The sequence below is a fragment of the Aquabacterium lacunae genome, assembly GCF_004310865.1.
GTDB lineage: Bacteria > Pseudomonadota > Gammaproteobacteria > Burkholderiales > Burkholderiaceae_C > Aquabacterium > Aquabacterium lacunae.
In genome coordinates, this window is record NZ_SIXI01000003.1 from 312,387 (window position 1) to 326,088 (window position 13,702).

Here is a 13,702-nt window from a genome sequence, read left to right on the forward strand (position 1 = left end):
CGGGCGGCCTGGTGAGTGATCGTCAGAAGTTGCGGGGTGCGTCCAGCATTTCCACGATGGCCTTGATCGTGTCCGTGGCACCCAGTGACAGGTTGAACTCCAGCGCGCGAGCGTCACGGGTATCCAACATGGCGCGCATGTTGTTGTCGTGAATGAAGTCCAGGCTGTAGAAGCGCGACTGAGGCACCTTTTTGTGCTCACGCAAAATGAAGCGGTTGTCCGCGCATTCGATGCGGTCCCACACGGCCGTGCCGTTCTTGCGGCATTCCACGCGCTGCAGATTGCCGTTCACGGACGTGGTCCAGTCGGTGCCCGTGTAGGCAAAGTGCACGCGCTGGATCTGGGCGCCTCGGAAGTCGGGCAGCCAGGTCACATTCGTTCCGCCGCTGGTCGGGATCGTGATCGCCAGCGTCTTTTTGATCAGCTGGCCATTGGGGTCAGGCTTCGACGGGTCGAACTGCAGCGAGGTGAAGCCGCCGATGGCCGACAGGCCTGGCGTGCCAGCGCCAGCGCTGTTGACCACTTCGACATAGATGTCTTCATCGCCCAGCGCGGGGATGTCGATGCCGCCGATCTCGCGCTCCAGCACGTTGGGCTGGTTCCAGTCGGTGAAATCGATCGTGAGGCGGTCGCTCTGGTCGTACACGCCGCGGTACATGTTCAAGCGGTCCAACTCGGTGCCCGAGATGGGGCCGAAGATCACGCGAGCGCCGATCTTCACGACGATTTCAGAGATCGTCGATTTGGTGATGGAGCCGCTGAATTTCAGCTGCACCCGGCCCAGGGTCAGCGCCCAGCGCTGCACCACGGTGGTGGAACGCACGCCATTGGAAATCGGGTTGAACGGCGGCAGTTGCAGGTAGATCATGTGTGCCCCCCGATTACTTGGGCAGGTAATTGCCGACCACGGGGATGGGCATGACGGACTTCTGCACGAAGGCCACAGCGGCATAAGCGGCCAGGGCCACGCCAGCGATTTTCAGATAACCTTTCAAGGTGTTTCCTTAATTGAACGGGTTGGGGGGCGAGTTATCCCGGACCAGCTTTTGCCAAGCCGGGACTTTCGAAATGACCCACGAAGCCAGCAGCGTCGCGGCCAGGATGGCCAGCGCTTCACGGCTGATTTGCGGGATCGACGGCAGGAACTTCTTGATTTCCATGCCCCGAAGTCTGAAAACTCCGGCCCGTTCAATCCATAGACGGCAGGTTCTATAGAAACCCACGCCAATCTCTATAGAAAAAGCCCCCGGCTTCTACAGAGAAACAGGGGGCCTCTTTTGGCTGGGTGTGGCTTTATATAGACGCGTTCTATAGAGCCTTATTTGCGGGTCAGTTTGACTTTCCCTTTAGACCTTTCTTTGGTGGCTTTGACATATTCGATGAACTCAAATTGCTTGAGCGCATCAATGTCATCTGCAGTGCACCCCAGGTGTGCGGCCGCTGCCTGGCGGTGTCGGGGCTCGCCCAGGTAGCCCACATGCAGATGCGTGGCGTTGCCCATGGACGCCTTGTCCACGAACGCGGGCGACTGGCTGCACCAGTAGATGGTCAGGCCCTGGTGGTGTCGGCCGCGCGTGTTGAGCTTGCGCCAGGCAGGCGGCGCAAAGCTCGGGCTGGTCACGTCGGCCAGCTCTTCCACCACGATCACGGATTCGCGGGCGGCGTAGGCGATCAGGCAGAAGGTTTCGAACTCGGCCCGCAGGTCTTTGTCCTTGCGCGAGCGCGGCACATAGCGCACGGCGAAGCGCGGGGCGGCGATGGCCTGCACCAGCTCGGCCAGCGTGGCCACGGCACGCGCCTGGCGGTCGTATTCGTCATTGGTGTCCCAGATGAGCAGGCGGGCAGGCTTGAGCGAGGAAAGGCGCTGCTTGAGCCAGACGCCCTTCCCCATCTCAGACGCTGCCAGCACCCCCCAGGACTGCCCGGAGAGGTGCGCACCCATCAGCCCACGGCCCCCGGCTGCATCACGGCACCGCCATGGCCAGAGTGATCGGCCCGGGCCTGCGCCTGGTTCTCGACCGTGCGGGCCTTGTCGTGCGCTGCACGGGCCGCACGCTGGGCCGCAAAGTGGGCCCGGCCCATCATCACGGCGGTGATGGTCGGCGGCAGTGCGGCCACAGCCAGCGCCAGCTCAGGCGACTTGACGGCATCGAGGTTCCAGCCATGCTTTTGCGCCACGGCGTCAAAGGCCACGCCGATCTGGTGGCATGCCTCCGGCGTGTAGCACTGCGGCAGGAACGGCAGGGCCGGGCTGAGCATCACCACGCCCATCTGCAGCATGGCGGCCAGTTCTTCGGCCTGGTTGGCCTGCGGTTCGGGCTCGCCTGCAGGGTCAATTTGACCCGGCACGATGTTGCCGCCTGCAATGGCAGCGTCCTGCGCCGTGGCGATGGCCTGCAGCTCGGCCAGGTCGGGGGCCAGCGTGGCTTCGGTGGTGTCGGCCGCGCTCATTGGGCACCGCCCTTCACCAGCTGAGACCACAGGCCATTGCCACCGGCCGGGACCGGCGCGGGGGCATCCTTGGCGGGCTTCTTGATGCCGTTCTTCACAACGACACCCGGCACGATGATCGGATCAGCGGCCGCCGGCGGCGTGGGCACCTCACCGGCCGCAGGCTTGCCCGCTGCGCCACCGTATTCGGGTGACGTGTAGTCGGGCTCAGGCCGCATGTTGGCCGTGATCAATCGGGCCTGCTGGCCATTGCGTGCGGTGGTCATGATTCCGCACTCGGGGCAGTGGTGGTAAGGGTGCTTGCCCTCCGACTGCTTGACGTGGGCGCTCTCAAAGCCGCAGTAAGGACAGCCTTTGCGCCCGATGATCTTGGCCATGGTGGTCAGCCCTTCACTGCAGCGGTCTGCAGATCACCGGCCAGCTTGGCCAGCTGGTTGACCAGGTCAGACACGTCGGCGAACTGCGCGGCGATGTCGTCCACCTTGTTGGCCAACAGGTCCAGGCGCACATCCACCGGATCGGGCTTGGCCTGCGCTTCGGCCTGGCTGGCCTGGTCGGCCTGGTCGATGAGCTGGCGGGCCATCACACGCAGCTCAGCCAGGAAGCGCTCACCGTCGGAGCGCACGTTGCCCGACTCGTTCAGGCGGTCCAGGCCATCGGCCAGCTGCTGGAGTTGTTCGCGGATCATTTTGACTCCCTGGCTCAGTTGGACAGCGCGTTGATGCGGGTGGTGTGGGTGGTCACCACGTCGACCACACGGTTCAGTTCCGTGGTGATGGCGGTGATGCCGGTGGCGTGCTGGTTGTGGGCACGGATCACCTCGTCCAGCTTTTTGGCCAGGTGCTGCACAGAGGCGTTCAGGGCTTCGCGCTCGGCCTGGTAGCCCTTGGCCTCTTCGACCATGGCGTCAAAGACGGGCAGGTAGATCAGCGGCACTTGCGCGCGGATCATGGGCAGGAACGACAGCAGTTTCATGGGGGGTCTCGGTTGGTTGAAGTTGACGACCAGCCCATTGAAATCGCCCCTGGCCAGGGCAGGCAAACAGGGGCGATGTTGACCCCGCCGAAAGTTGACCTGGCGGGCGGTTTTCTATAGAGCCTTCTACAGAGACGGCAGGGGCGGCGGCTCTATGGGCCCGGCCCATGCGAACCCCTTGCCAGGGTCGAACATGTCCAGCGACAGGGCAGGCGGGTATTGAACGCCGGGGTAAAAGATCCGCAAGCCACCGGGGAAGGTTGCCACCTCCACGGGCTTCACATCCCCGTCAGGCTTGCGCATCCAGTAGGCGCCGGGGGCGGTTGGTCTTTGTTCGGTCCAGCTCATGACTTCACCGCCGGGGTAAAAATCACTCGGATGCTTGCACCCCATGGCGCCCCCTCGCCCAGCTCGACCAGCACCTGCAGCGGCACAGCAGCGGGCGCGAGGGCATCACTGCGCGGCCCATGGGGCGGCACATGGAACACCGGCACCACATCGGGGCCGGGCTTGAGTCCGTCCAGCACGGCCAGGCTCACCAGGCAGGCCCCGGCGCTATGGCGCTCCCCGCCTTCGTCGGTGTAGCTGCACACGTCAAGCAGGCTATCAACACCGGCCAGCAGGCGCACCCGCTCGGCATGCTCGGGCTTGACCCCTTCGAGCTGGATGCGCACCACATGCCCGGCCAGCTCGGGCAATTGGGCGTAGGCAGTCAGGCCCGGCCCGGCGTTCACCATGGGCCATGTCAGGTGCCTGTAATCGGGCCCCGTGTTTCCCGGCCCTCTGGCGCGTTTTTTCGGGGTGGTTGGTGTGCCGGTGCTTGTTTGCATGCGTTCGCGCCTCCTGCGCGTGATTCCGGGCCTTGCTGGCCCCTTGGCTCGGTGAATGGACGCGGGCTCGGTGTCCCGCGGTCCAGAAAATCGACTTCGTGCCATCAAGACCAAAACGGCTTGTCCGGTCCTCGGTCGTGCCTCAGCGCCTGGTTGCTCGGGTGATCGACGGGCAGCACCAAGCGGCCCTCTTCATCCCTTGCCCACGTGCTGGGGTCGTCCACCCGCACCCCTGGTGGTTCGTGGGCGCGTTGGGCCGCCCACCGCTCCCGTGAGAGTCGTATTCGTTCCGCCGAGTCAGCTGCCAGCCAGGCGCGTTCATCGTCGCCAAGCTCCCGGGGGGCGTGGCCCGGCAGGGCCGATTCCTGCCCCCTTGGGGGCCTGGTGTGAGCCCCTGGGGGGCGTGCCCCGGAGGGGCGATTGCTGCCCCCTTGGGGGGCCAATTCCGAGGTATTCGAACGGCCTGCGCGTGTGGACAAGTTGTCCACATGAAGGGGTAGGGGAAGTAAGGAATTTCTCTCCTGAACCCCCTGCCCGCCCATCTGCCCTGCGCCGGGGTCCGGTTTGCGTTCCGGCCCGTGTTTATCGTAGTTCTGAGGCGTTTGGGGTCTGCCCTTACCCCTGCCCTGTTCGGCTTTGGACGCACCTAGACCTTGACGGGGCCGAACAAGAATTTTTAGCTCTCGTTTCTCCTCATTTCCGGCCTTGTCACGCAGTGCGAGCTGCATCCGGTCGAGGGTGTCCAGGGCCGTGCGGATCTGCTTGATCGTGGGCACGTCCAGGCGCTTGCCGCCTTGCGTCGGTTGATCGCAGTCGAGCAGGCTAGCCAATCGGGCGTAGGACGTATAGATGTGGCCTGTCTTGAAATCAGACATGGCCACAAGCTCAAGGTAGAGCCAGCGCACCCAGGCGGGCAGCAGACGCAAGGCGATCACCTCGTCGTCCATCAGCGCGGCGAATTGGGGGGCCTCCTGCCGTGACAGGGCGGCCGTGCGAACGTAGGTCAACGGCCGCGCCCCTTCACGGGCTTGAGCGGGTTGCGCTCGTACACAGCACAGCAGCCGCCCAGCTGCACGCGGAAGCCGCCACGCAGGCACCAATGGCGCTCAAAGGCCATCAGCGTGTCGGGCTGGTGGTAGACCGTCTCAAGGAAGCGGCACGACCGGCAGGCCGGGCGATCCTTGGGGCCGCGGTAGTCCATGACCTTGATGCGATCCAACGCGGTAGCGGTCAATTTGACCGGCTCGCCTTCGATCAGGTCAATCGTCAGGTCGTCTTCGGCCTGCTTCATTTCAAGACCCTCGCCAGGCGCTCCAAGACGCTGTAGGTGACGGACGGTGCCTTGACGATCACCACGGCCAGGCCGATCAGGGCTAACACGTTGCGGGCCTTCATTCGGTGCGCCCGTTGTTGAACCATCCGCGCGCAGATGACCAGATGAAAGGAACGAACCATGTCCCATCCTCAAGCGTGGCAACCACACGCGCCTGGTTGCAGCCCTTGTCAATGGCCATCAGCTTGCCAACTTCGAGCCACAGACTCATGGGCTCGGATTCGTCCATCTCTGGCCCTTTGACCCATTTGCCCTTGAGCTTGAACTCAAGGTGATGGCTTTTGGGGATATGCGTCGGAGAGGGCTTGTTCATACGGCCTCCCAGTAGGGGCTGTACCAGGAATAGGCGCAGCCCTGCAGCTGGGCCTCAGTGAGCGCGTCACACCATTGCTGCATGGCGTTGATTTGGGCGTACATGCTCAGGGTCATGCGCGCACCTCATGCACGGCCAGGACGGCCAGGAACAGCTCAGGGCCCAGGCCCAGGCGGCGGCGTGTGTCGGCCTTGGCCTGGGTGGTCGCGGCCTGCGCATCGGCCGCGTGGCCTTCCCACTCCGGCCACCACATCAGGCGGCACACCTCCAAGCGCACACGCCAAAGGGGCAGCGCAGGCTTGTGCGCCTGGCTTGTTTCCCTGGTGTAAATCCGTTCACAGCCGCCCCGTGGAGGGGTTCCCTTCGGCATGATGTGCATGGCTTAATCCCGCTTATGGTCTTTTCGACCTTGAAACTATAGCAGGCATTAAGGCTAAAATAACCATGCAACAGGAGAGTCCTCATGAAGACATGCGCGCAGTACATCGCAGAAGCCAAAAAGGTGCTTGGTGACCCAAAGATGTCTGATCGCGTCTTTGGCGAGATCCTGGGCGGCTACACGCAGCCAACGATCCACAAGTCGAAGACGGGGAACATGCCGGATTCCATCGCGATCAAGGTGGCGCACACCTGTGGCGTCCCAGCTGGGGAAGTCCTGATGGTTGCCCGTCTTGAGCGAGAGAAAGACCCCGAGGTCAGAGCCCATCTGGAAGCATGGGCGGGAAAAATCTTCGGCCTGCTGCCCCAGGAAGGCGCAGCACTGCCCGCGCTGGTGGCAGGCCCTGACGTTCCCATGCTGGCGGCGATCGAATCGGCAGCGGTGCGCCAAAAACCAAAAAGCCCGACAGACTTTCGTCTGCCGGGCTCAAGTGGCGGAGAGGGTGGGATTCGAACCCACGGTACGGGGATACCGTACGCCTGATTTCGAGTCAGGTACATTCGACCACTCTGCCACCTCTCCTGAAACTGGTTGCATCCGTGGTCAACGGCGTAGCCCGCTACTATAACAGCGGTTTCGCCGTTTGCGCCAACTTCGGTTGAAAAAGTTGGCGCACCCCGCGGATCAGGGGCGCAGCACTTCGGCGCCGCCCAGGTAGGGCCGCAGAGCCGCCGGGACCTTCACAGAGCCGTCGGCCTGCTGGTGGTTCTCCAGCACGGCCACCAGGGCGCGGCCCACGGCCAGGCCCGAGCCGTTCAGGGTGTGCACCCAGTCGTTCTTGCCCTGAGCGTTCTTGAAACGCGCCTGCATGCGACGGGCCTGGAAGGCTTCGCAGTTCGAGCAGGAGCTGATCTCGCGGTAGGTGTTCTGCGCGGGCAGCCACACCTCGAGGTCGTAGGTCTTGGTGGCGCCAAAGCCCATGTCGCCCGTGCACAGTGCCATCACGCGGTAGGGCAGCTCCAGCTTCTGCAAGATGGCTTCGGCATGGCCCACCATCTCTTCGAGCGCGGCGTAGCTCTGCTCGGGCGTGGTGATCTGCACCATTTCCACCTTGTCGAACTGGTGCTGGCGGATCATGCCGCGGGTGTCGCGGCCGGCGCTGCCCGCTTCCGAACGGAAGCACGGCGTGTGGCCCGTGAGCTTGATCGGCAGCTGCTCGGCCGGCACGATCGTGTCGGCCACCGTGTTGGTGAGCGTGACCTCGCTGGTGGGGATCAGGTACCACTTGCTGTCGGCGGCTTCGCCGTCACCCGAGGTGACATGGAAGAGGTCTTGCTCGAACTTGGGCAGCTGGCCCGTGCCCTGCAGGGCCGGGGCTTTGACCAGGTAAGGCGTGTAGCACTCGGTGTAGCCATGCGCCTGGGTCTGCACGTCGAGCATGAACTGCGCCAGCGCACGGTGCAGGCGCGCCAGGTGGCCCTTCATGAAGGTGAAGCGAGCGCCCGACAGCTTGGCACCGGTTTCAAAGTCGAGGCCCAGGCCTTCGCCCACGTCCACATGGTCACGCACCGCGAAGTCGAAGGTGCGCGGCGTGCCCCAGCGGCGCACTTCCACGTTGCCGGCTTCGTCGTGGCCCACCGGCACGCTGTCGTGCGGCAGGTTGGGCACGCTCAGCAGCAGCGATTGCAGCTCGGCCTGCAGCGCATCGAGGCGCTCGGCGCTGGTCTTGAGCTCGTCGCCGAGGCCGGCCACTTCGGCCATCACGACCTCGACCTGAGCGGCCGTGTCTTCACCCTTGGCGGCCTTGCCCTTGAGCATGCCGATCTGCTTGCTCAGGGTGTTGCGCTGGCTTTGCAGCTCTTCGGTGCGCGTCTGGATCTGCTTGCGCTCGCCTTCGAGGGCTCGGTAGCGGGCTTCGTCCAGGAAGGGTTGAGGGGTCTTGCGCTTGTTCAGGCCGGCCAGGACGCTGTCGAGGTCTTTGCGCAGCAGGGCGATGTCGAGCATGGGTGAATGTGGGCTGGAGTGTTCGGGGGATTGTAGGCAGGCGGGTGTCAGCTGGCACGTTCAGACGGCAAGGGCCGGTCCAGCCCGGTGCCGCCCAGGCCCTTGGGCAGCGGGAAGCGCACATGCTCTTCCACACCCTGCATGCGGCGCACGCTGACCGCGCCCATCGCCTTGAGGCGGGCGATCACCTGCTGCACCAGCACATCGGGGGCCGAGGCGCCGGCGGTCAGGCCGACGCGCGTGCGGCCTTCGAACCAGGCATCTTGCAGGTCTTCGGGGCAGTCGACCATGTAGGCCGGCGTGCCCAGGCGCTCGGCCAGCTCGCGCAAGCGGTTGCTGTTGGAGCTGGTGGGGCTGCCCACCACCACGACCACATCCACCTGCGGCGCCATGATCTTGATGGCGTCCTGCCGGTTCTGGGTGGCGTAGCAGATGTCCTGCTGCTTGGGCTCGCGGATGTTCGGGAAGCGCTGCTTGATGGCCGCCAGGATGGCCGCGGCATCGTCCACCGACAGCGTGGTCTGCGTGACCACGGCCAGCATGGCCGGGTTCTGCACCTGCACGCGGGCCACATCGGCCTCGTCTTCAACCAGGTAGATGCCGTCGGACAGCTGCCCCATGGTGCCTTCGACCTCGGGGTGGCCCTTGTGACCGATCATCAGGAACTCGTAGCCTTCGCGGCGCAGCTTGGCCACTTCCACATGCACCTTGGTGACCAGCGGGCAGGTGGCGTCGAACACGCTGAAGCCGCGGCGCTCGGCCTCCTGGCGCACTTCCTGACTCACGCCATGGGCGCTGAAGATCAGGGTGGCACCGGGCGGCACGTCGGCCAGGTCTTCGATGAAGATGGCGCCCTTGGCCTTCAGGTCATTGACCACGTAGGTGTTGTGCACGATCTCGTGGCGCACGTAGATGGGTGCGCCAAACTGGGCCAGGGCCCGCTCCACGATCTCGATGGCACGGTCGACACCGGCGCAAAAGCCGCGGGGCTCGGCCAGCAGCACGTCTTCGACAAGGGGTGGGGTCATGTCAGAGCACACCGATCAGTTGCACCTCGAAGCTGACCTTGCGGCCCGCCAGCGGGTGGTTGAAATCGAACAGGGCCCATTGGCCGGCCGGGTCCATTTCCAGGATGACACCGGCGAACGAGCCCTGGCCATCGGGCGTGGGGAACTGCACCACGTCACCCACCGACCAGGTCTCGTCCAGATCACCCAGCTCGCGCAGCAGGGCCATGCCCACGCGCTGCAGCATGTCGGGGTTGCGGGGGCCAAAGGCCTCGCCCTCGGCCAGTTCGAGCGTGACGTGGTCGCCTTCCTTCAGGCCGATCAGGCGCGCTTCCAGCTGCGGCGACAGATCACCCGAGCCCAGCGACAGCGTGGCGGGCTTGTCGTTGAAGGTGTTGACCAGCTCGTCGCCGTCGGGCCCGAACAGGCGGTAGTTCAGGGTGAGGAAGGAGCCGGGCTGGACGGTGGGGGTGGTGTCGCTCATGGGGGGGTGTCGGCCACACCCCTCGGGAGGATGGGGCCACCAAGGTGGCAAAACCACAATTTTAAGGATTCACAACGCCCTCAGGGACACACCATGCTCAAAGACCTGCCTGCGGCCATGCGCCCGCGGGAAAAGCTGCTGAGTCAGGGCCCCACCGCCCTGGCCGATGCCGAACTGCTGGCGCTGCTGCTGCGCACCGGCCTCAAAGGCCTGGGCGTGCTGCAGATGGCCGAAGGCATGCTGAACCAGCTGGGCGGCGTGCCGGGCCTGCTGCAGGCCGACGACAAGCGCCTGCGACGCATCCGGGGGCTGGGCCCGGCCAAACGCGCCGAGCTGCTGGCCGTGACCGAGCTGGCCCGGCGCGGCCTGCTGGGCCAGTTGCGCGAAGCCCCCGTGTTCAATGCGCCGCAGCGCGTGAAAGACTACCTGCAGCTGCAGATCGGCGCCCTGCCCCACGAGGTGTTCTGCGTGCTGTTCCTCGATGCGCAACACCGCCTGATCGTGTGCGAAGAGCTGTTCAGGGGCACGCTCACCCAGACCTCGGTCTACCCGCGCGAAGTGGTCAAGCAGGCGCTGCTGCACAACGCGGCCTCGGTGGTGCTGGCGCACAACCACCCGTCAGGCACGCTGGAGCCCTCGCGGGCCGACGAACTGCTCACGCAAAGCCTGAAAAGCAGCCTGCAGCTGGTCGACGTGCGCGTGCTCGACCACTTCGTGGTCAGCCACACGGGCGTGATGTCGTTTGCCGAACGCGGCCTGCTCTGAAAGGGAAAGGGGCTCGCGTGGTCAGGCTGCACATTCATTGAGTTGCATCAGGATGTTGCTCAGACTGTTGTAGGCTTGGGGGTGTGAGCGCACGCCCCAAAACCCCTTCCTCGACGACGCTGAACGACTTCGCCGACCTCAAGAAGGCGTTGCGCAAGGCTTCGCGCGAAGCGGCCGCCCGCATCGAGGCAGAAAAAGCAGCCCAGGCCGAGCGCGAGAAGGCCGAACGCCAGCGCCAGGCCGAGCAGGCCCTGTTTGCGCAAAGCGTGGGGGCCGTGCACAAGCTGCCCGACACCGGGCGGGTGCAGGCCAACGGCCGCCGCAAGCCCCCTCCGGTGCCGCAGTCTCGCCAGCAGGACGAGCAGCAGGTGCTCAAGGAATCGCTGTCGGACGAATTCGACGTCGAAACCCTGCTGGAAACCGACGACACGCTGGCCTTCCGCCGGCCCGAACTGGGCCCCGATGTGCTGCGCAAGCTGCGCCGTGGCGTGTGGGCCCTGCAAGGCCAGATCGACCTGCATGGCCTGCGCACCGAAGAGGCCCGCGAGACGCTGAGCCGCTTCCTGCGCGATGCGCAGGTGCGGGGCTGGCGCTGCGTGCGCGTGGTGCACGGCAAAGGCCTCGGCTCGCCAGGCCGCATCCCGGTCATCAAGGACAAGGTCAAGCGCTGGCTGGTGCAGAGTGACCGGGTGCTGGCCTTCGTGCAGGCCCGTGGCGACGACGGCGGTGCCGGCGCCCTGATCGTGCTGCTGCAATCGGCCCCCAGCGCCAACCAGGCCCAGGCTCAGGAGGCCTGAGCCCACCGGACGCCTGGCGTCAGATGGCGCCCTTGTTGCGCATCCAGTCGGCCGTCTGGAAAAAAGCCTGCGCCAGGCGCTGCTGCAAATCGGGGTCGACGCCGGTGTCTGCCATGGCCTGCTGCATGCAGGCCAGCCACTGGTCACGCTCCTTGATGCCGATGGGGTAAGGCATGTGGCGCGCGCGCAGGCGCGGGTGGCCAAAGCGCTCGATGTAGAGGTTGGGGCCACCCAGCCAGCCACTGAGGAACCAGTGCAGCTTGTCGCGCGCGGGCTGCAGGTCGGGCGGGTGCACGGCACGCAGGGCCTCGTACGCCGGCTCGAATTCCATCAGGTCGTAAAAGCGATCGACCAGCGCGCGCACTGGGGCATCGCCGCCGATCCAGTCGTAGGCCGTGCGCCCCTGCGGCGCGTCGTCGTCATCGTGGGGGGTGTCGCTGGTGTGATCGCTCATGGGCCGCACTGTAACGTGCGCCCGCGCAAATCAATCGGCGGGCAGCGATCAGCGTCCGGTGGTCAGCTTGGTGGCGATCTGCACCACGCCGATGGCACTGGGGCTGCCAGGGTGCAGCTCCATCACCAGGGTGCGCTTGCGCACGGCTTCGCGCACGCTGGGGTCAGACGGGATGTCGCCCAGCAGGTTCAGCTTGGGCGGCGTGCCCGCCGGGGTCTGCACAAAGCGAGCCACCACCTGCTGCAGTTGCTGGCAGATGGCTCGACCTTCGCCCGGGCGAGACACCTGGTTGACCACCAGGTGCAGGTTTTCACGGCCTTGCTGCGCCGCCAGCACCTTGATGGTGGCGTAAGCGTCGGTCATGGAGGTGGGCTCGGGCGTGGCCACCACGATGATCTCGTGGGCCAGCGACAGGGCGTACAGCACCACGTCAGAAATGCCAGCGCCGGTGTCCAGCAGCAGCACGTCGAAGCGGGGCGTGACGGTCTCCATGATCTTGAGCAGCTGCTCGCGCACCTCGGGGGTCAGGCGGGAGTATTCGACCAGACCCGAACCCGCCAGCAACACCGAGAAGCCCCCAGGGGCCGGCAAGATGGCTTCATCGAGTTCGGCCTTGCCCGTGAACACATCGTGCAGCGTGATCTTGGGGTACAGATTCAGCACCACGTCAAGGTTGGCCAGGCCCAGGTCGGCGTCCAGCACCAGCACCTTCAGGCCCTGACGGCTCAGGGCCGCGGCCAGGTTGGCACTGAAGAAGGTCTTGCCCACGCCCCCCTTGCCGCTGGTCACCGCCAGGGTGCGGGCCACCCGTTGGGGACTGCGGGTGCCGGTGGGCGACAGCTCGGGTTCGGACATCATGAGGGTCATGGGCTCGTTTTCGGCAGAACCTCGGCCATACCTGAGGCCGGTGTTCCATCTTCTTCGAGGTCGTACCCGCCCAAAGCACCGAACAACATGCCTTTTTCCTCGGGACTGACCACAGTGAGCGGCGGCAGTTCAAGGCAGGTGCGGTTGCGCCCCTCGGCCTTGGCCCGATAGAGCTGCTGGTCGGCACGGTCCATCCACAATGTGGGAGACGATCGCACCCACTGAGGCGCAAATGCACCGCCCACGCTGACGGTCACGGCCAGGGCCGCGCCACCCACCAGGGCCACGGGCTGCGAAGCCACCTTGTTGCGGATGCGCTCGGCCACGGTCTGGCCGAAGGCCGGCGGGCAGTTGGGCAGGATGATGGCGAATTCTTCGCCGCCGACCCGCGCCACCGTGTCCATCGGGCGCACGCAGTCTTGCAGGGCCGCAGCCACCGACTGGATGACCAGATCACCCGCGGCATGGCCGTGGGTGTCGTTCACCTTCTTGAAGTGGTCGATGTCGAGCACCAGCAGCAAGGCCGGCTCACCCGCACGGGCCACACGGTCGATTTCGCGCGAAATGGCCACCTCGAACTGGCGGCGGTTGGCCAGTCCGGTCAGGGCGTCACGGCTGGAGATGTCGCACAGGCCATCGATCACGGCCTGCAGGCCGTCGAAGGAATGGGGCTGAAAACCTGGAGGGGGCTGCCAGCCGGCCTGCGTGAGCAGGTTCAGGGCCAGCTCCAGACGCAGGCTGGACACGTCGACCACGACCTCAGGCCCGCGGGCGGTGCCGGCGGCGTCTTCGGTGTTCAGGTGCGAGGCGATGGGAGGCTCCAGCATCATGAAAGATGCCTCAGTCTAGCAGCGCCCTGCCGACTTAAGCGCTGAAAAGCAGGGGCCTGGCCGCGGTGTTTCCACGATGTGGCCGCAGGCCGACAACCCGACAGCCCCCATCGCGCGATCAGGCTCAACCTGCAGCCTGCGGCGCCGATATCGAAAGCAGGGCCCAGGCGGGCCGCCCTTCCTTTGTGGAGTTGCACCCAGGATGATCGCCAC

20 protein-coding genes and 1 tRNA gene are annotated in these 13,702 nt (G+C 65.4%); 2 read left to right on the top strand and 19 right to left on the bottom strand.

Features of this window, described 5'->3' with window-relative positions:
- Positions 1 to 22: 22 nt before the first annotated feature.
- The 16 genes from EYS42_RS08790 to EYS42_RS08855 all read right to left on the bottom strand — a co-directional run bounded on the left by EYS42_RS08790 (position 23) and on the right by EYS42_RS08855 (position 9,776).
- Complete coding sequence (locus EYS42_RS08790; RefSeq protein WP_130967786.1) at positions 23 to 868, bottom strand: major capsid protein P2; 846 nt, start codon at positions 866 to 868, stop codon at positions 23 to 25.
- 136 nt (positions 869 to 1,004) lie between these two features.
- The gene (locus EYS42_RS17060; RefSeq protein ID WP_165456692.1) at positions 1,005 to 1,160 is read right to left on the bottom strand and encodes a hypothetical protein; all 156 of its coding nucleotides are present in this window, start codon (positions 1,158 to 1,160) and stop codon (positions 1,005 to 1,007) included.
- Positions 1,161 to 1,318: 158 nt separating this feature from the next.
- Positions 1,319 to 1,891, bottom strand: coding sequence for a hypothetical protein (locus EYS42_RS08795; protein WP_130967787.1), 573 nt, complete (start codon positions 1,889 to 1,891; stop codon positions 1,319 to 1,321).
- A 50-nt stretch (positions 1,892 to 1,941) separates the two neighbouring features.
- The gene (locus EYS42_RS08800; protein ID WP_130967788.1) at positions 1,942 to 2,451 is read right to left on the bottom strand and encodes a hypothetical protein; all 510 of its coding nucleotides are present in this window, start codon (positions 2,449 to 2,451) and stop codon (positions 1,942 to 1,944) included.
- Positions 2,448 to 2,828 carry a hypothetical protein gene (locus tag EYS42_RS08805; RefSeq protein ID WP_130967789.1) on the bottom strand — a complete coding sequence of 127 codons (381 nt, stop codon included), beginning with the start codon at positions 2,826 to 2,828 and terminating at the stop codon, positions 2,448 to 2,450. Before EYS42_RS08805 ends, EYS42_RS08800 begins: the two co-directional genes overlap by 4 nt.
- A gap of 5 nt (positions 2,829 to 2,833) precedes the next feature.
- On the bottom strand, positions 2,834 to 3,139 hold the full coding sequence (locus EYS42_RS08810; protein WP_130967790.1) for a hypothetical protein: 306 nt from the start codon (positions 3,137 to 3,139) through the stop codon (positions 2,834 to 2,836).
- Positions 3,140 to 3,153: 14 nt separating this feature from the next.
- On the bottom strand, positions 3,154 to 3,426 hold the full coding sequence (locus EYS42_RS08815; RefSeq protein ID WP_130967791.1) for a hypothetical protein: 273 nt from the start codon (positions 3,424 to 3,426) through the stop codon (positions 3,154 to 3,156).
- Between the two features lie 344 nt (positions 3,427 to 3,770).
- Positions 3,771 to 4,163: a hypothetical protein gene (locus tag EYS42_RS08820; RefSeq protein WP_130967792.1), complete on the bottom strand. Its 393-nt coding sequence runs from the start codon at positions 4,161 to 4,163 to the stop codon at positions 3,771 to 3,773.
- A 197-nt stretch (positions 4,164 to 4,360) separates the two neighbouring features.
- Positions 4,361 to 5,263: a hypothetical protein gene (locus EYS42_RS08825; RefSeq protein ID WP_130967793.1), complete on the bottom strand. Its 903-nt coding sequence runs from the start codon at positions 5,261 to 5,263 to the stop codon at positions 4,361 to 4,363.
- Positions 5,260 to 5,547, bottom strand: a complete 288-nt coding sequence (locus EYS42_RS08830) for a hypothetical protein (RefSeq protein WP_130967794.1) — start codon at positions 5,545 to 5,547, stop codon at positions 5,260 to 5,262. The genes EYS42_RS08825 and EYS42_RS08830 overlap by 4 nt, the downstream gene beginning before the upstream one ends.
- Before the next feature lie 100 nt (positions 5,548 to 5,647).
- A complete protein-coding gene (locus EYS42_RS08835) occupies positions 5,648 to 5,902 on the bottom strand; it encodes a hypothetical protein (RefSeq protein ID WP_130967795.1) in 255 nt (84 codons plus the stop codon).
- 112 nt (positions 5,903 to 6,014) lie between these two features.
- The gene (locus tag EYS42_RS17065; protein WP_165456693.1) at positions 6,015 to 6,155 is read right to left on the bottom strand and encodes a hypothetical protein; all 141 of its coding nucleotides are present in this window, start codon (positions 6,153 to 6,155) and stop codon (positions 6,015 to 6,017) included.
- 617 nt (positions 6,156 to 6,772) lie between these two features.
- A tRNA-Ser gene (locus tag EYS42_RS08840) sits at positions 6,773 to 6,863 on the bottom strand.
- 102 nt (positions 6,864 to 6,965) lie between these two features.
- Complete coding sequence (gene serS / locus EYS42_RS08845) at positions 6,966 to 8,285, bottom strand: serine--tRNA ligase (protein WP_130967796.1); 1,320 nt, start codon at positions 8,283 to 8,285, stop codon at positions 6,966 to 6,968.
- A gap of 47 nt (positions 8,286 to 8,332) precedes the next feature.
- Positions 8,333 to 9,313, bottom strand: a complete 981-nt coding sequence (ispH, locus tag EYS42_RS08850) for a 4-hydroxy-3-methylbut-2-enyl diphosphate reductase (protein ID WP_130967797.1) — start codon at positions 9,311 to 9,313, stop codon at positions 8,333 to 8,335.
- A gap of 1 nt (position 9,314) precedes the next feature.
- Positions 9,315 to 9,776, bottom strand: coding sequence for an FKBP-type peptidyl-prolyl cis-trans isomerase (locus EYS42_RS08855; protein WP_130967798.1), 462 nt, complete (start codon positions 9,774 to 9,776; stop codon positions 9,315 to 9,317).
- A gap of 93 nt (positions 9,777 to 9,869) precedes the next feature.
- Here EYS42_RS08855 and radC point away from each other — a divergent pair, with 93 nt between their 5' ends.
- Positions 9,870 to 10,541: a RadC family protein gene (radC, locus tag EYS42_RS08860; protein ID WP_130967799.1), complete on the top strand. Its 672-nt coding sequence runs from the start codon at positions 9,870 to 9,872 to the stop codon at positions 10,539 to 10,541.
- An 83-nt stretch (positions 10,542 to 10,624) separates the two neighbouring features.
- Positions 10,625 to 11,338, top strand: a complete 714-nt coding sequence (locus tag EYS42_RS08865) for a Smr/MutS family protein (protein ID WP_130967800.1) — start codon at positions 10,625 to 10,627, stop codon at positions 11,336 to 11,338.
- Positions 11,339 to 11,357: 19 nt separating this feature from the next.
- On the opposite strand, the gene EYS42_RS08870 is transcribed toward EYS42_RS08865, so the two are convergent.
- From EYS42_RS08870 to EYS42_RS08880, 3 genes are read right to left on the bottom strand one after another with little or no spacing between them, the layout of a single operon-like run.
- Positions 11,358 to 11,792 carry a group II truncated hemoglobin gene (locus EYS42_RS08870; RefSeq protein ID WP_130967801.1) on the bottom strand — a complete coding sequence of 145 codons (435 nt, stop codon included), beginning with the start codon at positions 11,790 to 11,792 and terminating at the stop codon, positions 11,358 to 11,360.
- A gap of 48 nt (positions 11,793 to 11,840) precedes the next feature.
- A complete protein-coding gene (locus EYS42_RS08875; protein ID WP_130967991.1) occupies positions 11,841 to 12,647 on the bottom strand; it encodes a MinD/ParA family protein in 807 nt (268 codons plus the stop codon).
- A gap of 8 nt (positions 12,648 to 12,655) precedes the next feature.
- Complete coding sequence (locus EYS42_RS08880; RefSeq protein WP_245503571.1) at positions 12,656 to 13,489, bottom strand: GGDEF domain-containing protein; 834 nt, start codon at positions 13,487 to 13,489, stop codon at positions 12,656 to 12,658.
- Between the last annotated feature and the right edge of the window lie 213 nt (positions 13,490 to 13,702).

What these genes read in the sequence shown, in the direction of transcription:
- EYS42_RS08805 (WP_130967789.1), bottom strand. Translation starts at nt 2,828, where the DNA reads ATGGCCAAGATCATCGGGCGCAAAGGCTGTCCTTACTGCGGCTTTGAG.
- EYS42_RS08855 (WP_130967798.1), bottom strand. Translation starts at nt 9,776, where the DNA reads ATGAGCGACACCACCCCCACCGTCCAGCCCGGCTCCTTCCTCACCCTG.
- EYS42_RS08880 (WP_245503571.1), bottom strand. Translation starts at nt 13,489, where the DNA reads ATGATGCTGGAGCCTCCCATCGCCTCGCACCTGAACACCGAAGACGCC.
- EYS42_RS08820 (WP_130967792.1), bottom strand. Translation starts at nt 4,163, where the DNA reads ATGGTGAACGCCGGGCCGGGCCTGACTGCCTACGCCCAATTGCCCGAG.
- EYS42_RS08875 (WP_130967991.1), bottom strand. Translation starts at nt 12,647, where the DNA reads ATGTCCGAACCCGAGCTGTCGCCCACCGGCACCCGCAGTCCCCAACGG.
- EYS42_RS08835 (WP_130967795.1), bottom strand. Translation starts at nt 5,902, where the DNA reads ATGAACAAGCCCTCTCCGACGCATATCCCCAAAAGCCATCACCTTGAG.
- radC (WP_130967799.1), top strand. Translation starts at nt 9,870, where the DNA reads ATGCTCAAAGACCTGCCTGCGGCCATGCGCCCGCGGGAAAAGCTGCTG.
- EYS42_RS08870 (WP_130967801.1), bottom strand. Translation starts at nt 11,792, where the DNA reads ATGAGCGATCACACCAGCGACACCCCCCACGATGACGACGACGCGCCG.
- EYS42_RS17060 (WP_165456692.1), bottom strand. Translation starts at nt 1,160, where the DNA reads ATGGAAATCAAGAAGTTCCTGCCGTCGATCCCGCAAATCAGCCGTGAA.
- EYS42_RS08800 (WP_130967788.1), bottom strand. Translation starts at nt 2,451, where the DNA reads ATGAGCGCGGCCGACACCACCGAAGCCACGCTGGCCCCCGACCTGGCC.
- EYS42_RS08795 (WP_130967787.1), bottom strand. Translation starts at nt 1,891, where the DNA reads ATGGGGAAGGGCGTCTGGCTCAAGCAGCGCCTTTCCTCGCTCAAGCCT.
- EYS42_RS08830 (WP_130967794.1), bottom strand. Translation starts at nt 5,547, where the DNA reads ATGAAGCAGGCCGAAGACGACCTGACGATTGACCTGATCGAAGGCGAG.
- ispH (WP_130967797.1), bottom strand. Translation starts at nt 9,313, where the DNA reads ATGACCCCACCCCTTGTCGAAGACGTGCTGCTGGCCGAGCCCCGCGGC.
- serS (WP_130967796.1), bottom strand. Translation starts at nt 8,285, where the DNA reads ATGCTCGACATCGCCCTGCTGCGCAAAGACCTCGACAGCGTCCTGGCC.
- EYS42_RS08790 (WP_130967786.1), bottom strand. Translation starts at nt 868, where the DNA reads ATGATCTACCTGCAACTGCCGCCGTTCAACCCGATTTCCAATGGCGTG.
- EYS42_RS08815 (WP_130967791.1), bottom strand. Translation starts at nt 3,426, where the DNA reads ATGAAACTGCTGTCGTTCCTGCCCATGATCCGCGCGCAAGTGCCGCTG.
- EYS42_RS17065 (WP_165456693.1), bottom strand. Translation starts at nt 6,155, where the DNA reads ATGTGGTGGCCGGAGTGGGAAGGCCACGCGGCCGATGCGCAGGCCGCG.
- EYS42_RS08810 (WP_130967790.1), bottom strand. Translation starts at nt 3,139, where the DNA reads ATGATCCGCGAACAACTCCAGCAGCTGGCCGATGGCCTGGACCGCCTG.